This is a genomic window from Nocardioides pini (genome assembly GCF_026712185.1).
Lineage (GTDB): Bacteria > Actinomycetota > Actinomycetes > Propionibacteriales > Nocardioidaceae > Nocardioides > Nocardioides pini.
The window spans coordinates 272760-287616 of the sequence record NZ_JAPPUX010000001.1 but is presented as its reverse complement, the minus strand read 5'-3'; the positions used below and the strand labels follow the sequence as shown (position 1 = coordinate 287616).

Sequence of the window (14857 nt, the reverse complement as noted above, 5' to 3'; positions counted from 1 at the left end):
GGCCGCGGCTCACATCCCGGGTTGCTCGGTGACCTCGCTGCTCGGGGGCGCCTCGATCTCCACGTCGGTGCCGAAGTCGGAGTAGGTGCCCTCGGTCGTCGTGGTGGTCGGCTTGCCGCCGCCGGCGGCCGGGATCTCCATGGTCTGGGTGAACTTGCGCGGCAGGTTGTCGGCGTCGACCCACATCTCGGTGACGAGCTCGTCGGGCATCATGTCGGCCATCGCGGCCGGGAACTCCATGGCCTTGAGGTACTGCGTCGGGTCGAGGGTGATCCGGTAGTGGTTGGCCTCGACCCCGTCGACGTCCTCGGCCCCGACGAGCTCGAGCTCCTTCGGCGCCTCCATGGCCTTGAACATGACCTCGGGGTCGGTGGCCTTGCCGATCATCCCGAACAGCGAGCTCGGGTCACTCAGGTCGATCTTCAACCACTTGTCGCCCATGCCGAGGTCCGGCGACTTCATGTACATCGCCTTGTCGATGAGGATCATCTCCATGGCCTGCGCCCCGCTGCCGGACGCCTTCATCTCGACGCCGTCGCCGCCGAACCGGGCCTGGCCCGTCATGGTCTGCGCCTGGCCCGCGGAGCCGGAGGTGGTCTCGAAGGAGAACGTCTCCGCCTCGCGCATGGCGTCCATGACCGCCGGGTAGAACTCGTCGGCGGAGAGCTCGGTGAGCGACGCCTCGGCGGGCTCCTCGCTCTCGCCGGCACCCTCGTCGGTGGTCGTGCTCTCGTCGGTGCTCTCGTCGGTGGCCGAGCTCGTGGAGTCGGTGGAGCCGGAGTCGTCGCTGCACGCGGCGAGCCCGACTCCCAGGGTCAGCACCAGGGCGGCGGAGCCGAGGCGGCGGGTGAGGGACGGGACGCGCATGGTGGCTCCTGGGACGAGTGGTACGGCGATGGGGTGCCGGGACGGTGCCGGCGGCTGTCACTGACGTTCTACCCGATGGCCCCGCACGCAAACGGCGCGAGGCGCGTGGGACGCAGGACGGCCCGGCCGCCCACGCGGGGCGACCGGGCCGTGCAGCACGCGGTGGATCTGGCCTGGATCAGGCCTGGACGGCCTCGTCCTCCGACGCGACGTTCTTCACGCGGTTGGGGTCGACCTGGATGCCGGGACCCATCGTCGTGGAGACGGTGACCTTCTTGATGTAGCGGCCCTTGGAGCTGGCCGGCTTGAGACGCAGCACCTCCTCGAGGGCGGCGGCGTAGTTCTCCGCGAGCTGCACCTCGGAGAAGGAGGCCTTGCCGATGATGAAGTGCAGATTGGCGTGGCGGTCCACGCGGAACTCGATCTTGCCGCCCTTGATGTCCGTGACGGCCTTGGCGACGTCGGGGGTCACCGTGCCGGTCTTCGGGTTGGGCATGAGCGAGCGCGGGCCGAGGACGCGGCCGAGGCGACCGACCTTGCCCATCATGTCGGGCGTCGCGACGACGGCGTCGAAGTCGAGCCAGCCGCCGGCGACCTTCTCGATCAGCTCGTCGCCACCGACGAACTCGGCGCCGGCCTCGCGGGCGGCCTCGGCCTTGTCGGCGTTGGCGAACACGAGGACACGGGCGGTCTTGCCGGTGCCGTGCGGGAGGTTGACGGTGCCGCGGACCATCTGGTCGGCCTTGCGCGGGTCGACACCCAGGCGCATGACGACGTCGAGGGTCTCGTCGAACTTCTTCTTGGAGCCACCCTTGGCGATCTTGATGGCGGCCAGCGGCGCGTAGAGCTCGTCCTTGTCGAACGTCTCTGCGGCCGCGCGGTAGGTCTTGCTGCGCTGCATTGTCTTCTCGTTTCTGTGGTGCGAAGGATGTGGTTTAGGCGAGCCAGCGCGGCTCTCCCACGGTCAGAACTGAGTTGCTGAGCTCACGAGCTCGCTCAGCTGTCGGTCGTGACGCCCATCGAGCGGGCGGTGCCCTCGACGATCTTCATGGCGGCCTCGACGTCGTTGGCGTTGAGGTCGGGCAGCTTGGTGGTCGCGATCTCGCGCACCTGGTCCTTGGTCAGCTTGCCGACCTTGTCCTTGTGCGGGACGCCGGAGCCCTTGGACAGGCCGGCAGCCTTCTTGATGAGCTCGGCGGCCGGCGGGGTCTTGGTGATGAAGTCGAACGAGCGGTCCTCGTAGATGGTGATCTCGACGGGGATCACGTTGCCGCGCATGGACTCGGTCTGGGCGTTGTAGGCCTTGCAGAAGTCCATGATGTTGACGCCGTGCGGGCCGAGCGCCGTACCGACCGGCGGAGCCGGGGTGGCCGAACCGGCCTGCAGCTGCACCTTGACGAGTGCGGCGATCTTCTTCTTGGGAGGCATTGCCTTCTTCTTTCTCTCGTGTGGTCATGACGAGGGCACCTGCCCCCTGCCACGGGTTGTCGCTACTGCATTGTCGGCCCGGAGAACGGGCGGACGCCAAATCGTCGGACTCTGGCGTCAGACCTTCTGGATCTGGCTGAAGCTGAGCTCGACCGGCGTCTCGCGACCGAAGATCTCGACGAGCGCCTTGACGCGCTGGGACTCGGCGTTGATCTCGGTGATCGTCGCGTGGAGCGTGGCGAACGGGCCGTCGACGACCATGACCGAGTCGGAGACGTCGAAGTCGGCGACCTCGACCGGCTTGCGCGGCGTGGTCGCGGCACCCTTCTCGCCCGACGCGGCGGCCTCGGCCTCGGCGACGGCCACGACGGCCGGGGCGAGCATGTCCTCGACCTCGCTCATGCTCAGCGGCACGGGCTGGTGGCTGTGGCCCACGAAGCCGGTGACCGACGGCGTGTGGCGCACGGCGGACCAGGACTCGTCGGTGAGGTCCATCCGGACCAGGACGTAGCCGGGCAGGACGGTGCGGGTGACCATCTTGCGCTGGCCGTTCTTGATCTCCGCGACCTCCTCGGTGGGGACCACGATCTCGTGGATGTAGTCCTCCATGTTGAGGGAGATGATGCGGTTCTCGAGGTTGTGCTTGACCCGCTTCTCCATGCCCGAGTAGGTGTGCACGACGAACCAGTCGCCGGGCTTGGCCCACAGCTCGCGACGGAACGCCTCGAGCGGGTCGCTCTCCTCGGGGGAGTCCTCGGCGGCGTCCTCGGCCTCGGCCTCGGCGTCCTCGGACCCGCCAACCTCGTCAGCGGACTCCTCGTCGACCTCGTCGGTCACCTCGGCGTCACCCAGGTCGGAGGCCTCGTCGGCGGGGGTGTCCTCGACGACGTCCTCGACGGCGTCCTCCGGGGTCGCCTCGTCGACGGACTCGACCTGGTCGTCGACCTGGTCCACGTCATTGTTCTCAGACACGTCTCACTCCGTAGTTCGTAGCTGGGGGGCGGGGAACCGTCTCCCCCGTCGTCACTGGACGCTGCTGCCGCCGGCGAAGATCTCGAAGACCAGCTTTCCGAAAGCCAGGTCCAGGACCGTCACGAGCGCCATCACCACGACGACGAAGACCAGCACGACGAAGAAGTAGGTGATCAGCTGCTGCTGGGTGGGCCACACCACCTTGCGGAGCTCGGCCACCACCTGGCGCAGGAACGTGGCGGGGCTGGTGCGCCCACGGTCGTCGCCGCGCGAGTCGCGCCGGTCCTGAACCGCGTTGCCGTCGGCCACGTCATCCACCTTCTCGTTGTTGCTGTGCAGTGTTCCTCGCAGGGCACGAGGGACTTGAACCCCCAACCTTCGGTTTTGGAGACCGATGCTCTGCCAGTTGAGCTAGTGCCCTCCGGTGGTCTCGTCCCCATCGCTGGGGCATGCCGAAGCATGTGGCGAAACCACCAAACCGGAAGCATACGGGGCGGCCCCAGTCCCCGTCGAACCGAGGCACCCCACCGGGCTCGGGGGCGGGCACGGCGTCCCCCTACGATGCGGGCATGGCAGGTGCGGGGGCGGCAGCGGGTGCGGAGCCGCGCCGCGAGGTGTCCCGGCTGCCCAAGGCGCACCTCCACCTCCACTTCACGGGGTCGATGCGCCACGGCACGCTCCTCGAGCTGGCCGAGCGCGACGGAGTCGCCCTGCCGGACTCGCTCGTCGAGGACTGGCCGCCGCGCCTGAGTGCGGCCGACGAGAAGGGCTGGTTCCGCTTCCAGCGCCTCTACGACGTGGCCCGCTCGGTGCTGCGCACGCCCGACGACGTACGCCGCCTGGTGCTCGAGGCGGCCGAGGACGACGTGCGCGACGGCGGGCGCTGGCTGGAGATCCAGGTCGACCCGAGCGGGTACGCCGCCCGCTTCGGCGGCATCACCGCGTTCACCGACCTCGTCCTCGACTGCGTGCGCGACGCGTCCGAGCGCACCGGGCTCGGCATCGCCGTGGTGGTCGCGGCCAACCGCACCCGCCACCCGCTCGACGCGCGCACGCTGGCCCGCCTGGCCGCCCAGTACGCCGGCCGGGGGGTCGTCGGCTTCGGGCTGTCCAACGACGAGCGCCGCGGCCGCACCGAGGACTTCGAGGGCGCGTTCCGGATCGCGGAGCGCGCCGGCCTGCTGCTCGTGCCGCACGGCGGGGAGCTGCGCGGGCCCGACCACGTCCGGCAGTGCCTCGACCGCCTCGGTGCCCACCGGCTCGGGCACGGCGTGCGCAGCGCCGAGGACCCCGCCCTGCTCGACCGGCTCGTGGCCTCCGGCATCGCGCTCGAGGTGTGCCCGGTCTCCAACGTCTCGCTCGGGGTCTACAGCGACCTCACGTCGGTCCCGCTGCCCCAGCTCCTCGCCGCCGGCGCGACCGTCGCCCTCGGTGCCGACGACCCGCTGCTCTTCGGCTCCCGGCTCGCCGGCCAGTACGCCACGATGCGGGCCGCGCACGACCTCGACGACGCCACGCTCGCCCGGCTGGCGGAGATGTCGTTCGAGGCCTCCCGGGCGCCGTCCGACGTCGTCGCGGCGGCGAGGCGGGACATCGCCGCCTGGCTCGGCTGAGCCGCGCTGCCGTCAGAGGGAGCAGCCGACCGTCACGGGCTCGTTGACGAGCGTGACGCCGAAGCGCTCGCGCACCCCGTCTCGCACCTCGCGGGCGAGCGTGAGCAGCTCCTCGGTGGTGGCGTCGCCCCGGTTGGTGAGGGCGAGGGTGTGCTTGGTGGACAGGCGTACCCGCTCCCCCGCGGCCGCGCTGACGTAGCCCTTGCCGAAGCCGGCGCGCTCGATGAGCCACGCCGCGCTCGACTTCACGGTGCCGTCGGGCTGCTCCCAGCGCGGGGCGTCGTCGGGCAGCGCCGCGGCCTGCTCGGGCGTCAGCAGCGGGTTGGTGAAGAACGACCCGGCGCTCCACGTGTCGTGGTCGTCGGCGTCGAGCACCATGCCCTTGCCGGCGCGCAGCGCCAGCACCGCGTCGCGCACGGCCGCCAGCGGGGCCCGCTCACCGGACCGGACCCCCAGCGCGCGAGCGAGCTCGGCGTAGGCCACGGGCTCGGACAGGTCGCCCTGCCGCAGCTGGAAGGTCACCTCCAGCACGACGTAGCGGCCGGGCTCGGCCTTGAAGCGGCTGTGGCGGTAGCCGAAGCCGCAGTCGGCGGCCGCGAAAGTGCGCTGGGTGCGGTCGACCCGGTCCCACGTGCGGACGCGGGCGATCGTCTGCGAGACGTCCTGGCCGTAGGCGCCGACGTTCTGGATGGGGGTCGACCCGACGGCACCGGGGATCCCGGACAGGGCCTCGATGCCGGCCCACCCCCGGGCGACGGCGTGGGCGACCAGCTCGTCCCAGTCCTCGCCGGCCGCGACCGTGAGCACCACGCCCCCGCACTGGGCGAGGGCGTCGACGTCGCAGGTGTCGGTGTCGGCGTTGACGCCGGTCGTCGCGACCTGCACGACCCGCCCGTCGAAGCCCGCGTCGGCGACGACGAGGTTGGAGCCGCCCGCGAGGAGCAGAACCGGCGTACCGGCTGCGTCGGCATCCGCGACCGCGCCGACGAGCTCGGCCTCGGTCGTCGCGCGCACCCACTCGCGGCCGGGGCCACCCAGGCGCAGGGTGGTGTGGTCGCGCAGGTCAGGCACGGACGGTGGCCTCGCGCACCACGGCCCTGGGCATCCCGAGCACCTTCTGGCCCTCGCACGTCACCTCGAGCGCGAGGGTCACGAGTCCGTCGGCGACCGACTTCACGGTGCCGCCGACGACCACCTCCGCGCCGCCCTCGGCGGGTACGACGACGGGGCTGGTGAACTTCGCCCCCAGGTCGACGACCTCGGCGCCGCCGGTCCACTCGGCGACCGCACGGCCGACGAGCGCGAGGGTGTACATGCCGTGGGCGATGACGCCGGGCAGGCCGACGCTGCGGGCGACGTCCTCGTCCTGGTGGATCGGGTTGTGGTCGCCGCTGGCGTCGGCGTAGGCCACGAGGTCGGCCCGGGTGATCGTGTAGGTCCTCGTCCCGAGGACGTCGCCGGCGTTCATGCCGCACCTCCGGCGGAGTGGACGAGGGTGGCCTTGCCGGTGCAGACGACCGCGCCGGTCGCGTCGGTGATCTCGCTGGTCGTGGCGATGATGTCGGCGCCGCCGATCTGGCGCAGGCCGGTGACGGTCAGGGTGGCGCTGAGCTCGTCGCCGACCACCAGGGGGCGCACGTAGGCGAAGCGCTGCTCGCCGTGGACGATGCGGTGCAGGTCGATCGCCTCGGCGTCGAGGAAGGCCTGCATCGCGTCGAACGCCAGCACGATCGGGAAGGTCGGCGGGACCGCCTCGGCGCCGGAGCCGGGGTGGCCCACGGCGTCGGCGAAGGCGGTGACGCGCTCGGGGGTCACGGACAGGGGTGCCGGCGCGGGGAACTCGCGCCCCACCAGCGAGGGGTCGACGGGCATGGACCCGAGCCTACAAACACGACAACCCGTCCGAGTGCTCGGACGGGTCGGGTGCGACGACGAACAGCGTCAGCGGGTCTCGCGGTGGATCGTGTGCCGGCGGTCGCGCGGGCAGAACTTCTTCAGCTCGATCCGGTCGGGGTCGTTGCGCCGGTTCTTCTTGGTGATGTAGTTGCGCTCCTTGCACTCCGTGCACGCGAGCGTGATCTTGGGGCGGACGTCAGAAGACTTGCTGGCCATGAGGAGAACCTTTACGTTGCGGGCGGTGCGGAGGCTGCTGCGATCTGGTGGTAGCGGGGGCGGGACTCGAACCCGCGACACCACGATTATGAGCCGTGTGCTCTAACCACCTGAGCTACCCCGCCGCGGAGGAAGGACTCCCCGGAGGAGGTCCGACCCAGAGCCCCTTTACGGAATCGAACCGTAGACCTTCTCCTTACCATGGAGACGCTCTGCCGACTGAGCTAAAGGGGCAACGACGGAGAACGATACACACGCCCCGCCGGGTTGAGAAATCGGCTCCGTCCCGGTCTCGTCCGGGCGTTCAGGACGCCTGGATCAGGGGCCAGCCGACGGCCTCCTCGAGCTCGTAGGACAGTCCCAGCAGGCGTGCCTCGCGGCCCGCTCCGGCGCCGAGCATCATGCCCTGCGGCAGCCCCGCGGCCGTGGTGGCGAGCGGCAGCGAGACGGCCGGCTCGCCGGTCGCGTTCTGCAGCGGCGTGAACGCCACCCAGTCCATCAGCCTGCTCATGATCTCGTCGTAGTCCTGGTCGGGGCGGAGGTGGCCCACGCGCGGCGTCTCGGTCGCGAGGGTCGGCGTGAGCGTGACGTCGTACGACGCCCGGTGCTGGGCGGCGAGGCGCTGGGAGCGGCGCAGCACGGCGATCGACCACGGCTGCTTGTGCAGGTTCCGCGCGGCGTGCCGGGCCAGGCCGAGGGTCAGGTTGTCGAGCCTGGCGGGGTCCCAGGTCGACCCGAAGTCCTTCCTGCCCCGGCGGGTGATGACCAGCGCGAGCATCGACCAGAACCGCACGAAGTGGTCGGGGAAGCTGGCCGGGACCGGGTTGTCGACCTCCTCCACGTGGTGGCCGAGCTCCTCGAGGAGCGCGGCGGTGCGCAGCGTCAGCTCACGCACCTCGGGGCTGCAGGACCGACCGATCCCCTCGGTGATGACCGCGACGCGGAGCCGGGCCCGGCTGGGCCGGGTGACGTCGCCCACGGGGGCGAGCAGCGGGTTGCGCCAGATCTTCTCGGCCTCGCGGTAGAACGCGGCGGTGTCGCGCACGCTGCGGGTGAGGACGCCGTCGGAGACGATCCGCACCGGCATCTCGCGCATCATCCGGTCCTGCGCGAGGCGACCGCGGGTGGGCTTGAGCCCCACGAGCCCGTTGACCGAGGCGGGGATCCGGATGGACCCGCCGCCGTCGTTGGCGTGCGCGATCGGCACCGCCCCGGCCGCGACGAGCGCGGCGGAGCCGGCCGACGAGGCGCCGGCGTAGTGGTCGGGGCTCCACGGCGAGCGGACCGGCCCGAGGCGCACGTGGTCCGCGGCCCCCGAGAAGCCGAACTCCGAGAGCTGCGTCTTGCCGAGCGGGACCAACCCGGTGGCGAGGTACATCCGGGCGAAGTCGCCGTCCACGGCCTGCGGCTCCGCGGTGAACGCGTCGGCGCCGTGCTGGGTCGGCATGCCGGCGACGTCGACGTTGTCCTTGACGAACGTCGGCACCCCCGAGAACCAACCGTCGCGCGGGTGCTCGGCCTCCGCGCGGGCGCGGTCGTAGGCGGCGTACGCCACGGCGCCGAGGGTGGCGTCGACCTGCTCGGTGCGGGCGATGGCGGCCTCGACGACCTCCGGCGCGGACACGCGCCCGGAGCGGAGGGCCTCGACGAGGCCCGTCGCGTCGAGCTCGGCCAGGGCGTCGTCGGCTGAGAAGGCGTGCACGCGGGTCATGGATGCGGAGCCTACGGACCCCCCGCGCGGCGCGGCAGGGGCAAATCCGCTGGCCCCGATCACCGGCGTGGGGCAGCGTGGTCGGCATGACGACCAGCGACTACTGGGACGCCGACACCGCGGCGACGTACGACGAGAGCTCGGCGTTCATGTTCGCCCCCGAGGTCCTGGATCCGGCGGTGGACTTCCTGGCCGCGCTCGCCGGCGACGGCGCCGCGCTCGAGCTGGCCATCGGCACCGGACGGGTCGCGATCCCCCTGGCCGAGCGTGGCGTCCCGGTCTCCGGGATCGAGCTCTCGCAGCCGATGACGGACGAGCTCCACCGCAAGCGGGCCGACGTCCCCGTCGTGGTGGGCGACATGGCGACGGCCCGCGTCGACGGCGAGTTCGCGCTCGTCTACGTGGTCTGGAACAGCATCGGCAACGTGCGGACGCAGGCCGAGCAGGTCGCCTGCTTCCGCAACGCCGCGCTCCACCTCGCGCCGGGTGGTCGCTTCGTGGTGGAGCTCTGGGTGCCCGGCATCCGACGCCTCCCGCCCGGCCAGGCTGCGGTGCCGTTCCACGTCGGGCGCCGTCACGTCGGCTTCGACACCTACGACCTGACCACGCAGCAGGGCACGTCCCACCACTACCGTCGCCACGACGACGGCACGGTCACCTACGGCGAGAGCAACTTCCGCTACATCTGGCCGTCCGAGTGCGACCTGATGGCCCAGCTCGCCGGGATGGAGCTGGAGCGACGGGTCGCGGACTGGCACGGCGCGCCCTTCACGAACGACAGCGAGAGCCACGTCTCGGTGTGGGGCAAGCCCGCCTGACCCCGGACCGTCAGCCGGCGCACCCGCGGCGGTGGCAGCCCTCGAGGTGGTCGTCGACCAGGCCGATGGCCTCCATCAGGGCGTACATCGTCGTCGGCCCCACGAAGGCGAAGCCCGCCTTCTTGAGCGCCTTGGACAGCGCGACCGACTCCGCCGAGGTGGTGGGCACGTCGGCGGTGGTGCGCGGCGCCGGCCCCGGCTCGGGCCGGAAGGACCAGACGAACGCCTCGAGCCCGCCCTGCTCGCGCAGCGCGACCGTCGCACGGGCGTTGGTGATCGCCGCGCCGACCTTGCGGCGGTTGCGGACGATGCCGGCGTCGCCCATCAGCCGCTCCACGTCGCGGTCGTCGTAGGCCGCCACCACGTCGGCGTCGAAGCCGGCGAACGCCGCGCGGAAGTTGTCCCGCTTGTCGAGGATCGTGCGCCACGACAGCCCCGACTGGAAGGCCTCGAGGGTGAGCCGCTCGAGGTGGGCCGACTCGCCGTCGACGCGCAGCCCCCACTCGGTGTCGTGGTAGGCGAGGTTGACTGCGTCGCCCGCGCCCCAGGGGCAGCGGGCGATCCCGTCGGCGCCGACGACGGGGCCGACGCCGGCCGGCCCGGGCGTCGCAGGGGTCTCGGTGGGCGTCTGCATGGACGCATCCTCGCCCACGCCGGTGACACTCACCCCTCAGTCGCCGGCGTCACCCGGTGGTGGCCGTCGGGCGCCCGCGCCCGCGACGCCCGAGCATGTAGGGCAGCCCGGCCCCGGCGGCGTACACCGTCCGGGACAGCCGGCCGCGCCACGTGGGCGCCGGCAGCGGGTCGGCTGCCGGGTCGAGCTCGTGCACGTCGACGTAGAAAGCGGTGACGCGACCGAAGCCGTCGATGTCCGGGTCGACCCGGCCCACGGCCGGCGGGAGGGCCGCCGAGCCGGTGCCGTAGAGGTCCTCGGTCATCAGGACGTACTCGCGCAGCGGGACGTCGTTCTTGAGCAGCCGGTGCAGCAGGATCACGTCGATGCCGACCAGCTTGAGCCGGTCGCGGATGGTCTGGGTGGCGACCTCGCCGACGTGGGCCACGAACTTCAGGGTCAGCGCCGCGGCCTCCTTGCACCCCGCGCACGGGCAGAGGTTGCGCGCGACGTACTCGCGCTCGACGTGGAACGCGCGGTGCATGGCGCTCGCGGAGCGCGCGACCTCCTCGAGCAGCTCGCCCGGGTCGGACGAGCCGACCTCGCGGTAGAGGAACGCCGCGTCGCCCTCGATCTCGACGAGCTCGAGGCCGGGCACGGCGTCGACGATGGTGCCGAGGAGCCGGCCGGTGTTGACCTCGGCGTGCGCGAGGCTCATCCGGTGGGTGCTCATGTAGGTGGTGTAGCCACCTATGTCGGCGATCAGCAGGAGTCCCTGCGCTGAGGCCATGGCTCTCTCACTTCCTGCGGTCGGGGTCGTAGCGCTCGAGCAGCCGGTCCACGCCGATGGCCGCCTCCCTGGCGCTGGGGGTGTAGCCGAGGACGGCGGTCAGGAAGCAGTCGGCGTCGAGGCTGCGGAGTCGTACGTCGGTGCGCGCGGCGACCGACGCGGTGCGCGGGGTGTGCCGGAGCAGGGCTATCTCGCCGAACCCCTCCCCGGCGCCGAGCGTGGCCAGCAGCCGGCCGTCGCCCACCACGTCGACCTCGCCCGACTCCACGACGTAGTAGCGGTCGCCGACGTCGCCCTGCTCGAAGACCGGGGAGCCGGCCGTCACCTCCCGGGGCTGGAGCCCGCGGGCGAGCTGCTCGACCGACGGCAGCGGCAGCGTGCGGAGCATCGGGACCTGTTGCAGCAGGGCCACCTCCTCGTCGTGGACGCCGACGGTGCGGTCGAGCGCGCGGAGCCGCCACCACGACGCGGCCGCCAGGACGGGGCAGACCAGCCCGACCACCACGAGCGCCGGGCGCACGCCCCAGGCGTCCACGGCGAACGACGTCGCCAGCGCCCCGACCCCGATCGAGACCGCCACGAGGCTCTCCAGGACGCCGAACACGCGGGCCAGCACCGCGTCGGGTGCCATCCGGCCGAGCAGCGTGAAGCCGGCGACGTCGATGAGCGCGTTGCCCCCGCCGATGAGGGCCATGAGGAACAGCGCCGCCAGGTCGCGGGGGACGAGGCCGAGGAGCACGAGCGGGAGGCCCCACAGGGTGACGCCGAGGGCGAACCAGGCTCCGAGCCGTCGGGTGCCCACGAGGAGCGACGCGGCGAGCGAGCCGACGACGGCGCCGACGCCCACGGCTGTCATCAGGGTCCCGGCCCCCGGCTCGCCGCGGCCCAGCAGCTCGATCGACACCACGACGGAGAACACGGTGAGCGCCCCGCGCGTGAAGGACTGCGCCGACGCCAGGCCCAGGACCAGCGCGACGTCACGGTTGCGGGCCACCGCGAGCACCCCCTCGGCCACCTCGCGGGTGAGGTGCCGGCCGGTGGCGGGCGGACGGGGCGGCGCGTCGTAGTCGAGGCGGAGGAGCAGCGCCGCCGACCACAGCGACGCGGCCGCCGCGACCCCGAACACGACGTCGACGTCCGCGACCTCCAGGAGCACGGCGGCCAGCAGCGGCCCGACGAGGGTGGCGGCGGAGTCGAGCATGCCGCGCACGACGTTCGCGCTGGCGAGCTCGTGACCTGTGTGGCACAGCGACGGCAGCAGCGCGGAGTGTGCCGGTCGGAAGAGCGTGGCCGCGACGGTCGACAGGACCGCCAGCGCGTAGATGAGCGCGGGCGCACCACCCGCGGCGGCGACGACGGCAGCCGCGGCGGTCACCACCCCGCGCGCCGTGGACACGACGACCAGCACCTTCTCGCGGCGGCCCCGGTCGGCGAACGGCGACAGCAGCGGCGCACATATCGCGGACGGCAGCATGCGGACCAGCCCGACCAGGCCCACGGCGGCAGCCCCGCCGTCGCGGTAGGCCACGATGCCGAGCGCCACGGTGAACGCCCACTCGGCGGTCCAGGCGCCCAGGAAGCTCAGCTGGGCGCGGCGCAGGTCGTGGTTGCGCGCGTTGCTGGTGAAGGCGGAGACGGCGTCGGAGAGGCGGTGCGCCCGCACGGTCTCCCCCATTCCGCGACTGTAGGTCCGCCACGTCCGTGCAGGGGAGGGGGAAGATCGGGCACTCCGGTCAAGAACGACCGAAGATCGGCCGCAGGATCAGTGCCGTTCCTTGAGCCGTACGTTGGGCAGGACGGGTGCGGGGATGGGCTGCAGCTCGAGGTCGACCGTCCCGAAGCGCCCCTCGGCGACCTCGCGGCCGTCGGCGACGACGTCCCCGTCCTCCACCGTGATCTGGTCCTGCCACTCCCGGCGGTAGCCGGCGATCTCCTCGTGGCTGCGGCCGATGAAGTTCCACCACATCACGATCGGCTCGCCGAAGGGCGGGCCGCCGAGGAGCAGCAGCCGGGCCTCCTCCAGGGCGGTCAGCGTGATCGTGGGCCTGCCGTGCGGGACGTGGCCGAGGTCGCTGGGCGCCAGCTCCTGGCCGTCGACGTCGAGGGCGCCCACGTCGAGCAGCACGCCGTGCTCGAAGGTCGGGTCGACCTCGACCTCGAGGCTCTTGCCCGGGGCGAGCATGATCTCGGCGCCGAGCAGCGGCGTGTGCACGTCGACGGGCGAGGACGCACCGAGGAGCGAGCCGATGAAGACCCGGGCCTCCCACCCCGGTCCGCGGACCGGGTCGGGGGCGAAGTGCTCGAAGCGGGGCTCGACGTGGCGGCTGTCGTCGGGCAGCGCGATCCAGAGCTGGGCGCCGTGGAGCAGGGTGGTCCCCGGCGTGGAGACCTCGGTGTGGCTGATCCCGCGACCGGCGGTCATGAGGTTGAGCTCGCCGGGACGCACGGTGGCGAGGCTGCCGACGGAGTCGCGGTGCTCGAGCTCGCCGCCGAAGAGCCAGCTGGCGGTCTGCAGCCCGGTGTGCGGGTGGGCCGGCAGGACCATCCCGCCGGTGCGGTCGACCTCGTCGGGTCCGTAGTGGTCGACGAAGCACCAGGCGCCGATCAGCGAGCGGTGGCGCTGCGGCAGGGTCCGTCGTACGCGCATGGCCCGCGGACCTCCCAGTGGGACGTCACGCGGGGCGAGCACCTCGACGTCGGTCATCACCGCCACGCTACCCGCAGGGGTGAATGCGCGCAGCCGCGTCGCCGCGCAGGGCACGGCCCGGAGGTGACCCGGGTCACCTCCGGGCGGGATGCCGGAACAACGGACGGTCGGTGGCGGTTGGCGGCTGTCGTGCCCTCCCTCTTCGACCCCCTGTCCCTCGGCGCGGTCCGCGCCGACAACCGCGTGCTGATGGCTCCCCTCACCCGGATGCGTGCCACGGCGCCGGGCGACGTGCCCAACGACCTGATGCGGGAGTACTACGTGCAGCGCGCGGGTGCCGGCCTGCTCATCTCCGAGGGCACGCAGATCAGCCCGGAGGGCAAGGGCTACATGGACACCCCCGGCATCCACGACGACGAGCAGGTCGCCGGCTGGCGCCGCATCACCGACGCGGTGCACGAGGCCGGTGGGCTGATCGCCGCCCAGCTGTGGCACGTCGGCCGGGTCTCCCACGAGTCGTTCCACGGGGGTGACCTCCCCGTGTCGGCCAGCGACGGCCCGTACCGCAACCGCACGACGGTGCGGGGGGCGGACGGCCGTCCGACCCGGGTCAGCTGCCCGGTCCCGCGACCGCTCCGCCTCGAGGAGGTCCCCCGGGTCCTCGAGGACTACCGGCGCGCGACCGTGAACGCCCGCGAGGCCGGCTTCGACCTCGTCGAGATCCACGGCGCCCACGGCTACCTGCTGCACCAGTTCCTCGCGGCCGACAGCAACCTGCGCACCGACGAGTACGGCGGCTCGCTGGCCAACCGCGCCCGCCTGATGCTCGAGGTGACGGACGCCGTCGTCGACGCCTGGTCCGCCGACCGCGTCGCCATCCGGATCTCGCCGATCGGCTCGTTCAACGGGACCGAGGACCCCGAGGGCGCCGAGGCCGGTCTGTACGTCGCCGGCGAGCTCGGCCGCCGCGACCTCGCCTTCCTGCACCTGTCCGAGCCGGACTGGGCCGGCGGCCCGGCGCTCGACGACGACTACCGTCGCGCCCTGCGCGCGGCCCACTCCGGTCCGATCGTCGGGGCCGGGAGCTACGACCTGGCCAAGGCCGAGCGGCTGCTCGACGCGGGGCTCATCGACGCCGCGGCCTTCGGTCGCTCCTTCATCGCGAACCCCGACCTGCCGCGCCGTCTCGCCGAGGGCCTGCCCCTCAACCCGCCACGGCCCGAGACCTTCTACGGCGGCGACGCGGAGGGCTACACCGACTACCCGGCGTACGGCGCCGCCTGAGT

General features: G+C 72.4%; 17 protein-coding genes and 3 tRNA genes. 3 read left to right on the top strand and 17 right to left on the bottom strand.

The annotated features are described in order from the left end of the window. Positions 1-9: 9 nt before the first annotated feature. The 6 genes from NYO98_RS01435 to NYO98_RS01410 all read right to left on the bottom strand — a co-directional run bounded on the left by NYO98_RS01435 (position 10) and on the right by NYO98_RS01410 (position 3688). The gene (locus NYO98_RS01435) at positions 10-867 is read right to left on the bottom strand and encodes a hypothetical protein (RefSeq protein ID WP_268109734.1); all 858 of its coding nucleotides are present in this window, start codon (positions 865-867) and stop codon (positions 10-12) included. A gap of 178 nt (positions 868-1045) precedes the next feature. Next, positions 1046-1768, bottom strand: a complete 723-nt coding sequence (gene rplA / locus NYO98_RS01430) for a 50S ribosomal protein L1 (RefSeq protein ID WP_268109733.1) — start codon at positions 1766-1768, stop codon at positions 1046-1048. Positions 1769-1863: 95 nt separating this feature from the next. After that, the gene (rplK, locus tag NYO98_RS01425) at positions 1864-2295 is read right to left on the bottom strand and encodes a 50S ribosomal protein L11 (protein WP_268109732.1); all 432 of its coding nucleotides are present in this window, start codon (positions 2293-2295) and stop codon (positions 1864-1866) included. Between the two features lie 117 nt (positions 2296-2412). Then, positions 2413-3267 carry a transcription termination/antitermination protein NusG gene (gene nusG, locus NYO98_RS01420; RefSeq protein ID WP_268109731.1) on the bottom strand — a complete coding sequence of 285 codons (855 nt, stop codon included), beginning with the start codon at positions 3265-3267 and terminating at the stop codon, positions 2413-2415. Between the two features lie 51 nt (positions 3268-3318). Then, complete coding sequence (gene secE, locus NYO98_RS01415; protein WP_268109730.1) at positions 3319-3576, bottom strand: preprotein translocase subunit SecE; 258 nt, start codon at positions 3574-3576, stop codon at positions 3319-3321. Between the two features lie 39 nt (positions 3577-3615). Continuing rightward, positions 3616-3688: transfer RNA gene (locus tag NYO98_RS01410), tRNA-Trp, on the bottom strand. Between the two features lie 148 nt (positions 3689-3836). Between NYO98_RS01410 and NYO98_RS01405 the strand changes: the two genes are divergently transcribed. Next, complete coding sequence (locus tag NYO98_RS01405) at positions 3837-4880, top strand: adenosine deaminase (RefSeq protein ID WP_268109729.1); 1044 nt, start codon at positions 3837-3839, stop codon at positions 4878-4880. 12 nt (positions 4881-4892) lie between these two features. Here NYO98_RS01405 and NYO98_RS01400 read toward each other — a convergent pair whose 3' ends face one another. The 7 genes from NYO98_RS01400 to NYO98_RS01370 all read right to left on the bottom strand — a co-directional run bounded on the left by NYO98_RS01400 (position 4893) and on the right by NYO98_RS01370 (position 8703). After that, the gene (locus NYO98_RS01400) at positions 4893-5951 is read right to left on the bottom strand and encodes a UDP-N-acetylmuramate dehydrogenase (protein ID WP_268109728.1); all 1059 of its coding nucleotides are present in this window, start codon (positions 5949-5951) and stop codon (positions 4893-4895) included. Continuing rightward, on the bottom strand, positions 5944-6348 hold the full coding sequence (locus NYO98_RS01395) for a MaoC/PaaZ C-terminal domain-containing protein (protein WP_268109727.1): 405 nt from the start codon (positions 6346-6348) through the stop codon (positions 5944-5946). Before NYO98_RS01395 ends, NYO98_RS01400 begins: the two co-directional genes overlap by 8 nt. Further along, positions 6345-6752 carry an FAS1-like dehydratase domain-containing protein gene (locus tag NYO98_RS01390; RefSeq protein ID WP_268109726.1) on the bottom strand — a complete coding sequence of 136 codons (408 nt, stop codon included), beginning with the start codon at positions 6750-6752 and terminating at the stop codon, positions 6345-6347. Before NYO98_RS01390 ends, NYO98_RS01395 begins: the two co-directional genes overlap by 4 nt. A gap of 69 nt (positions 6753-6821) precedes the next feature. Further along, a complete protein-coding gene (gene rpmG, locus NYO98_RS01385; protein ID WP_056907127.1) occupies positions 6822-6992 on the bottom strand; it encodes a 50S ribosomal protein L33 in 171 nt (56 codons plus the stop codon). A gap of 48 nt (positions 6993-7040) precedes the next feature. After that, a tRNA-Met gene (locus tag NYO98_RS01380) sits at positions 7041-7117 on the bottom strand. Between the two features lie 36 nt (positions 7118-7153). Next, positions 7154-7226: transfer RNA gene (locus NYO98_RS01375), tRNA-Thr, on the bottom strand. A gap of 70 nt (positions 7227-7296) precedes the next feature. Next, the gene (locus NYO98_RS01370; RefSeq protein WP_268109725.1) at positions 7297-8703 is read right to left on the bottom strand and encodes an amidase; all 1407 of its coding nucleotides are present in this window, start codon (positions 8701-8703) and stop codon (positions 7297-7299) included. An 86-nt stretch (positions 8704-8789) separates the two neighbouring features. Between NYO98_RS01370 and NYO98_RS01365 the strand changes: the two genes are divergently transcribed. After that, positions 8790-9521 carry a methyltransferase domain-containing protein gene (locus NYO98_RS01365; RefSeq protein WP_268109724.1) on the top strand — a complete coding sequence of 244 codons (732 nt, stop codon included), beginning with the start codon at positions 8790-8792 and terminating at the stop codon, positions 9519-9521. A gap of 10 nt (positions 9522-9531) precedes the next feature. On the opposite strand, the gene NYO98_RS01360 is transcribed toward NYO98_RS01365, so the two are convergent. From NYO98_RS01360 to NYO98_RS01345, 4 genes are all read right to left on the bottom strand, one after another. Continuing rightward, positions 9532-10155, bottom strand: coding sequence for a DNA-3-methyladenine glycosylase I (locus NYO98_RS01360; RefSeq protein ID WP_268109723.1), 624 nt, complete (start codon positions 10153-10155; stop codon positions 9532-9534). A gap of 49 nt (positions 10156-10204) precedes the next feature. Next, positions 10205-10924, bottom strand: a complete 720-nt coding sequence (locus tag NYO98_RS01355) for a DUF2652 domain-containing protein (protein WP_268109722.1) — start codon at positions 10922-10924, stop codon at positions 10205-10207. Between the two features lie 7 nt (positions 10925-10931). Continuing rightward, a complete protein-coding gene (locus tag NYO98_RS01350; RefSeq protein WP_268109721.1) occupies positions 10932-12599 on the bottom strand; it encodes an MFS transporter in 1668 nt (555 codons plus the stop codon). A gap of 87 nt (positions 12600-12686) precedes the next feature. Continuing rightward, a complete protein-coding gene (locus NYO98_RS01345) occupies positions 12687-13628 on the bottom strand; it encodes a pirin family protein (protein WP_268109720.1) in 942 nt (313 codons plus the stop codon). A 132-nt stretch (positions 13629-13760) separates the two neighbouring features. On the opposite strand from NYO98_RS01345, the gene nemA reads away from it, so the two are divergent. Then, a complete protein-coding gene (gene nemA / locus NYO98_RS01340; protein WP_268109718.1) occupies positions 13761-14855 on the top strand; it encodes an N-ethylmaleimide reductase in 1095 nt (364 codons plus the stop codon). The last annotated feature ends 2 nt before the right edge of the window (positions 14856-14857 follow it).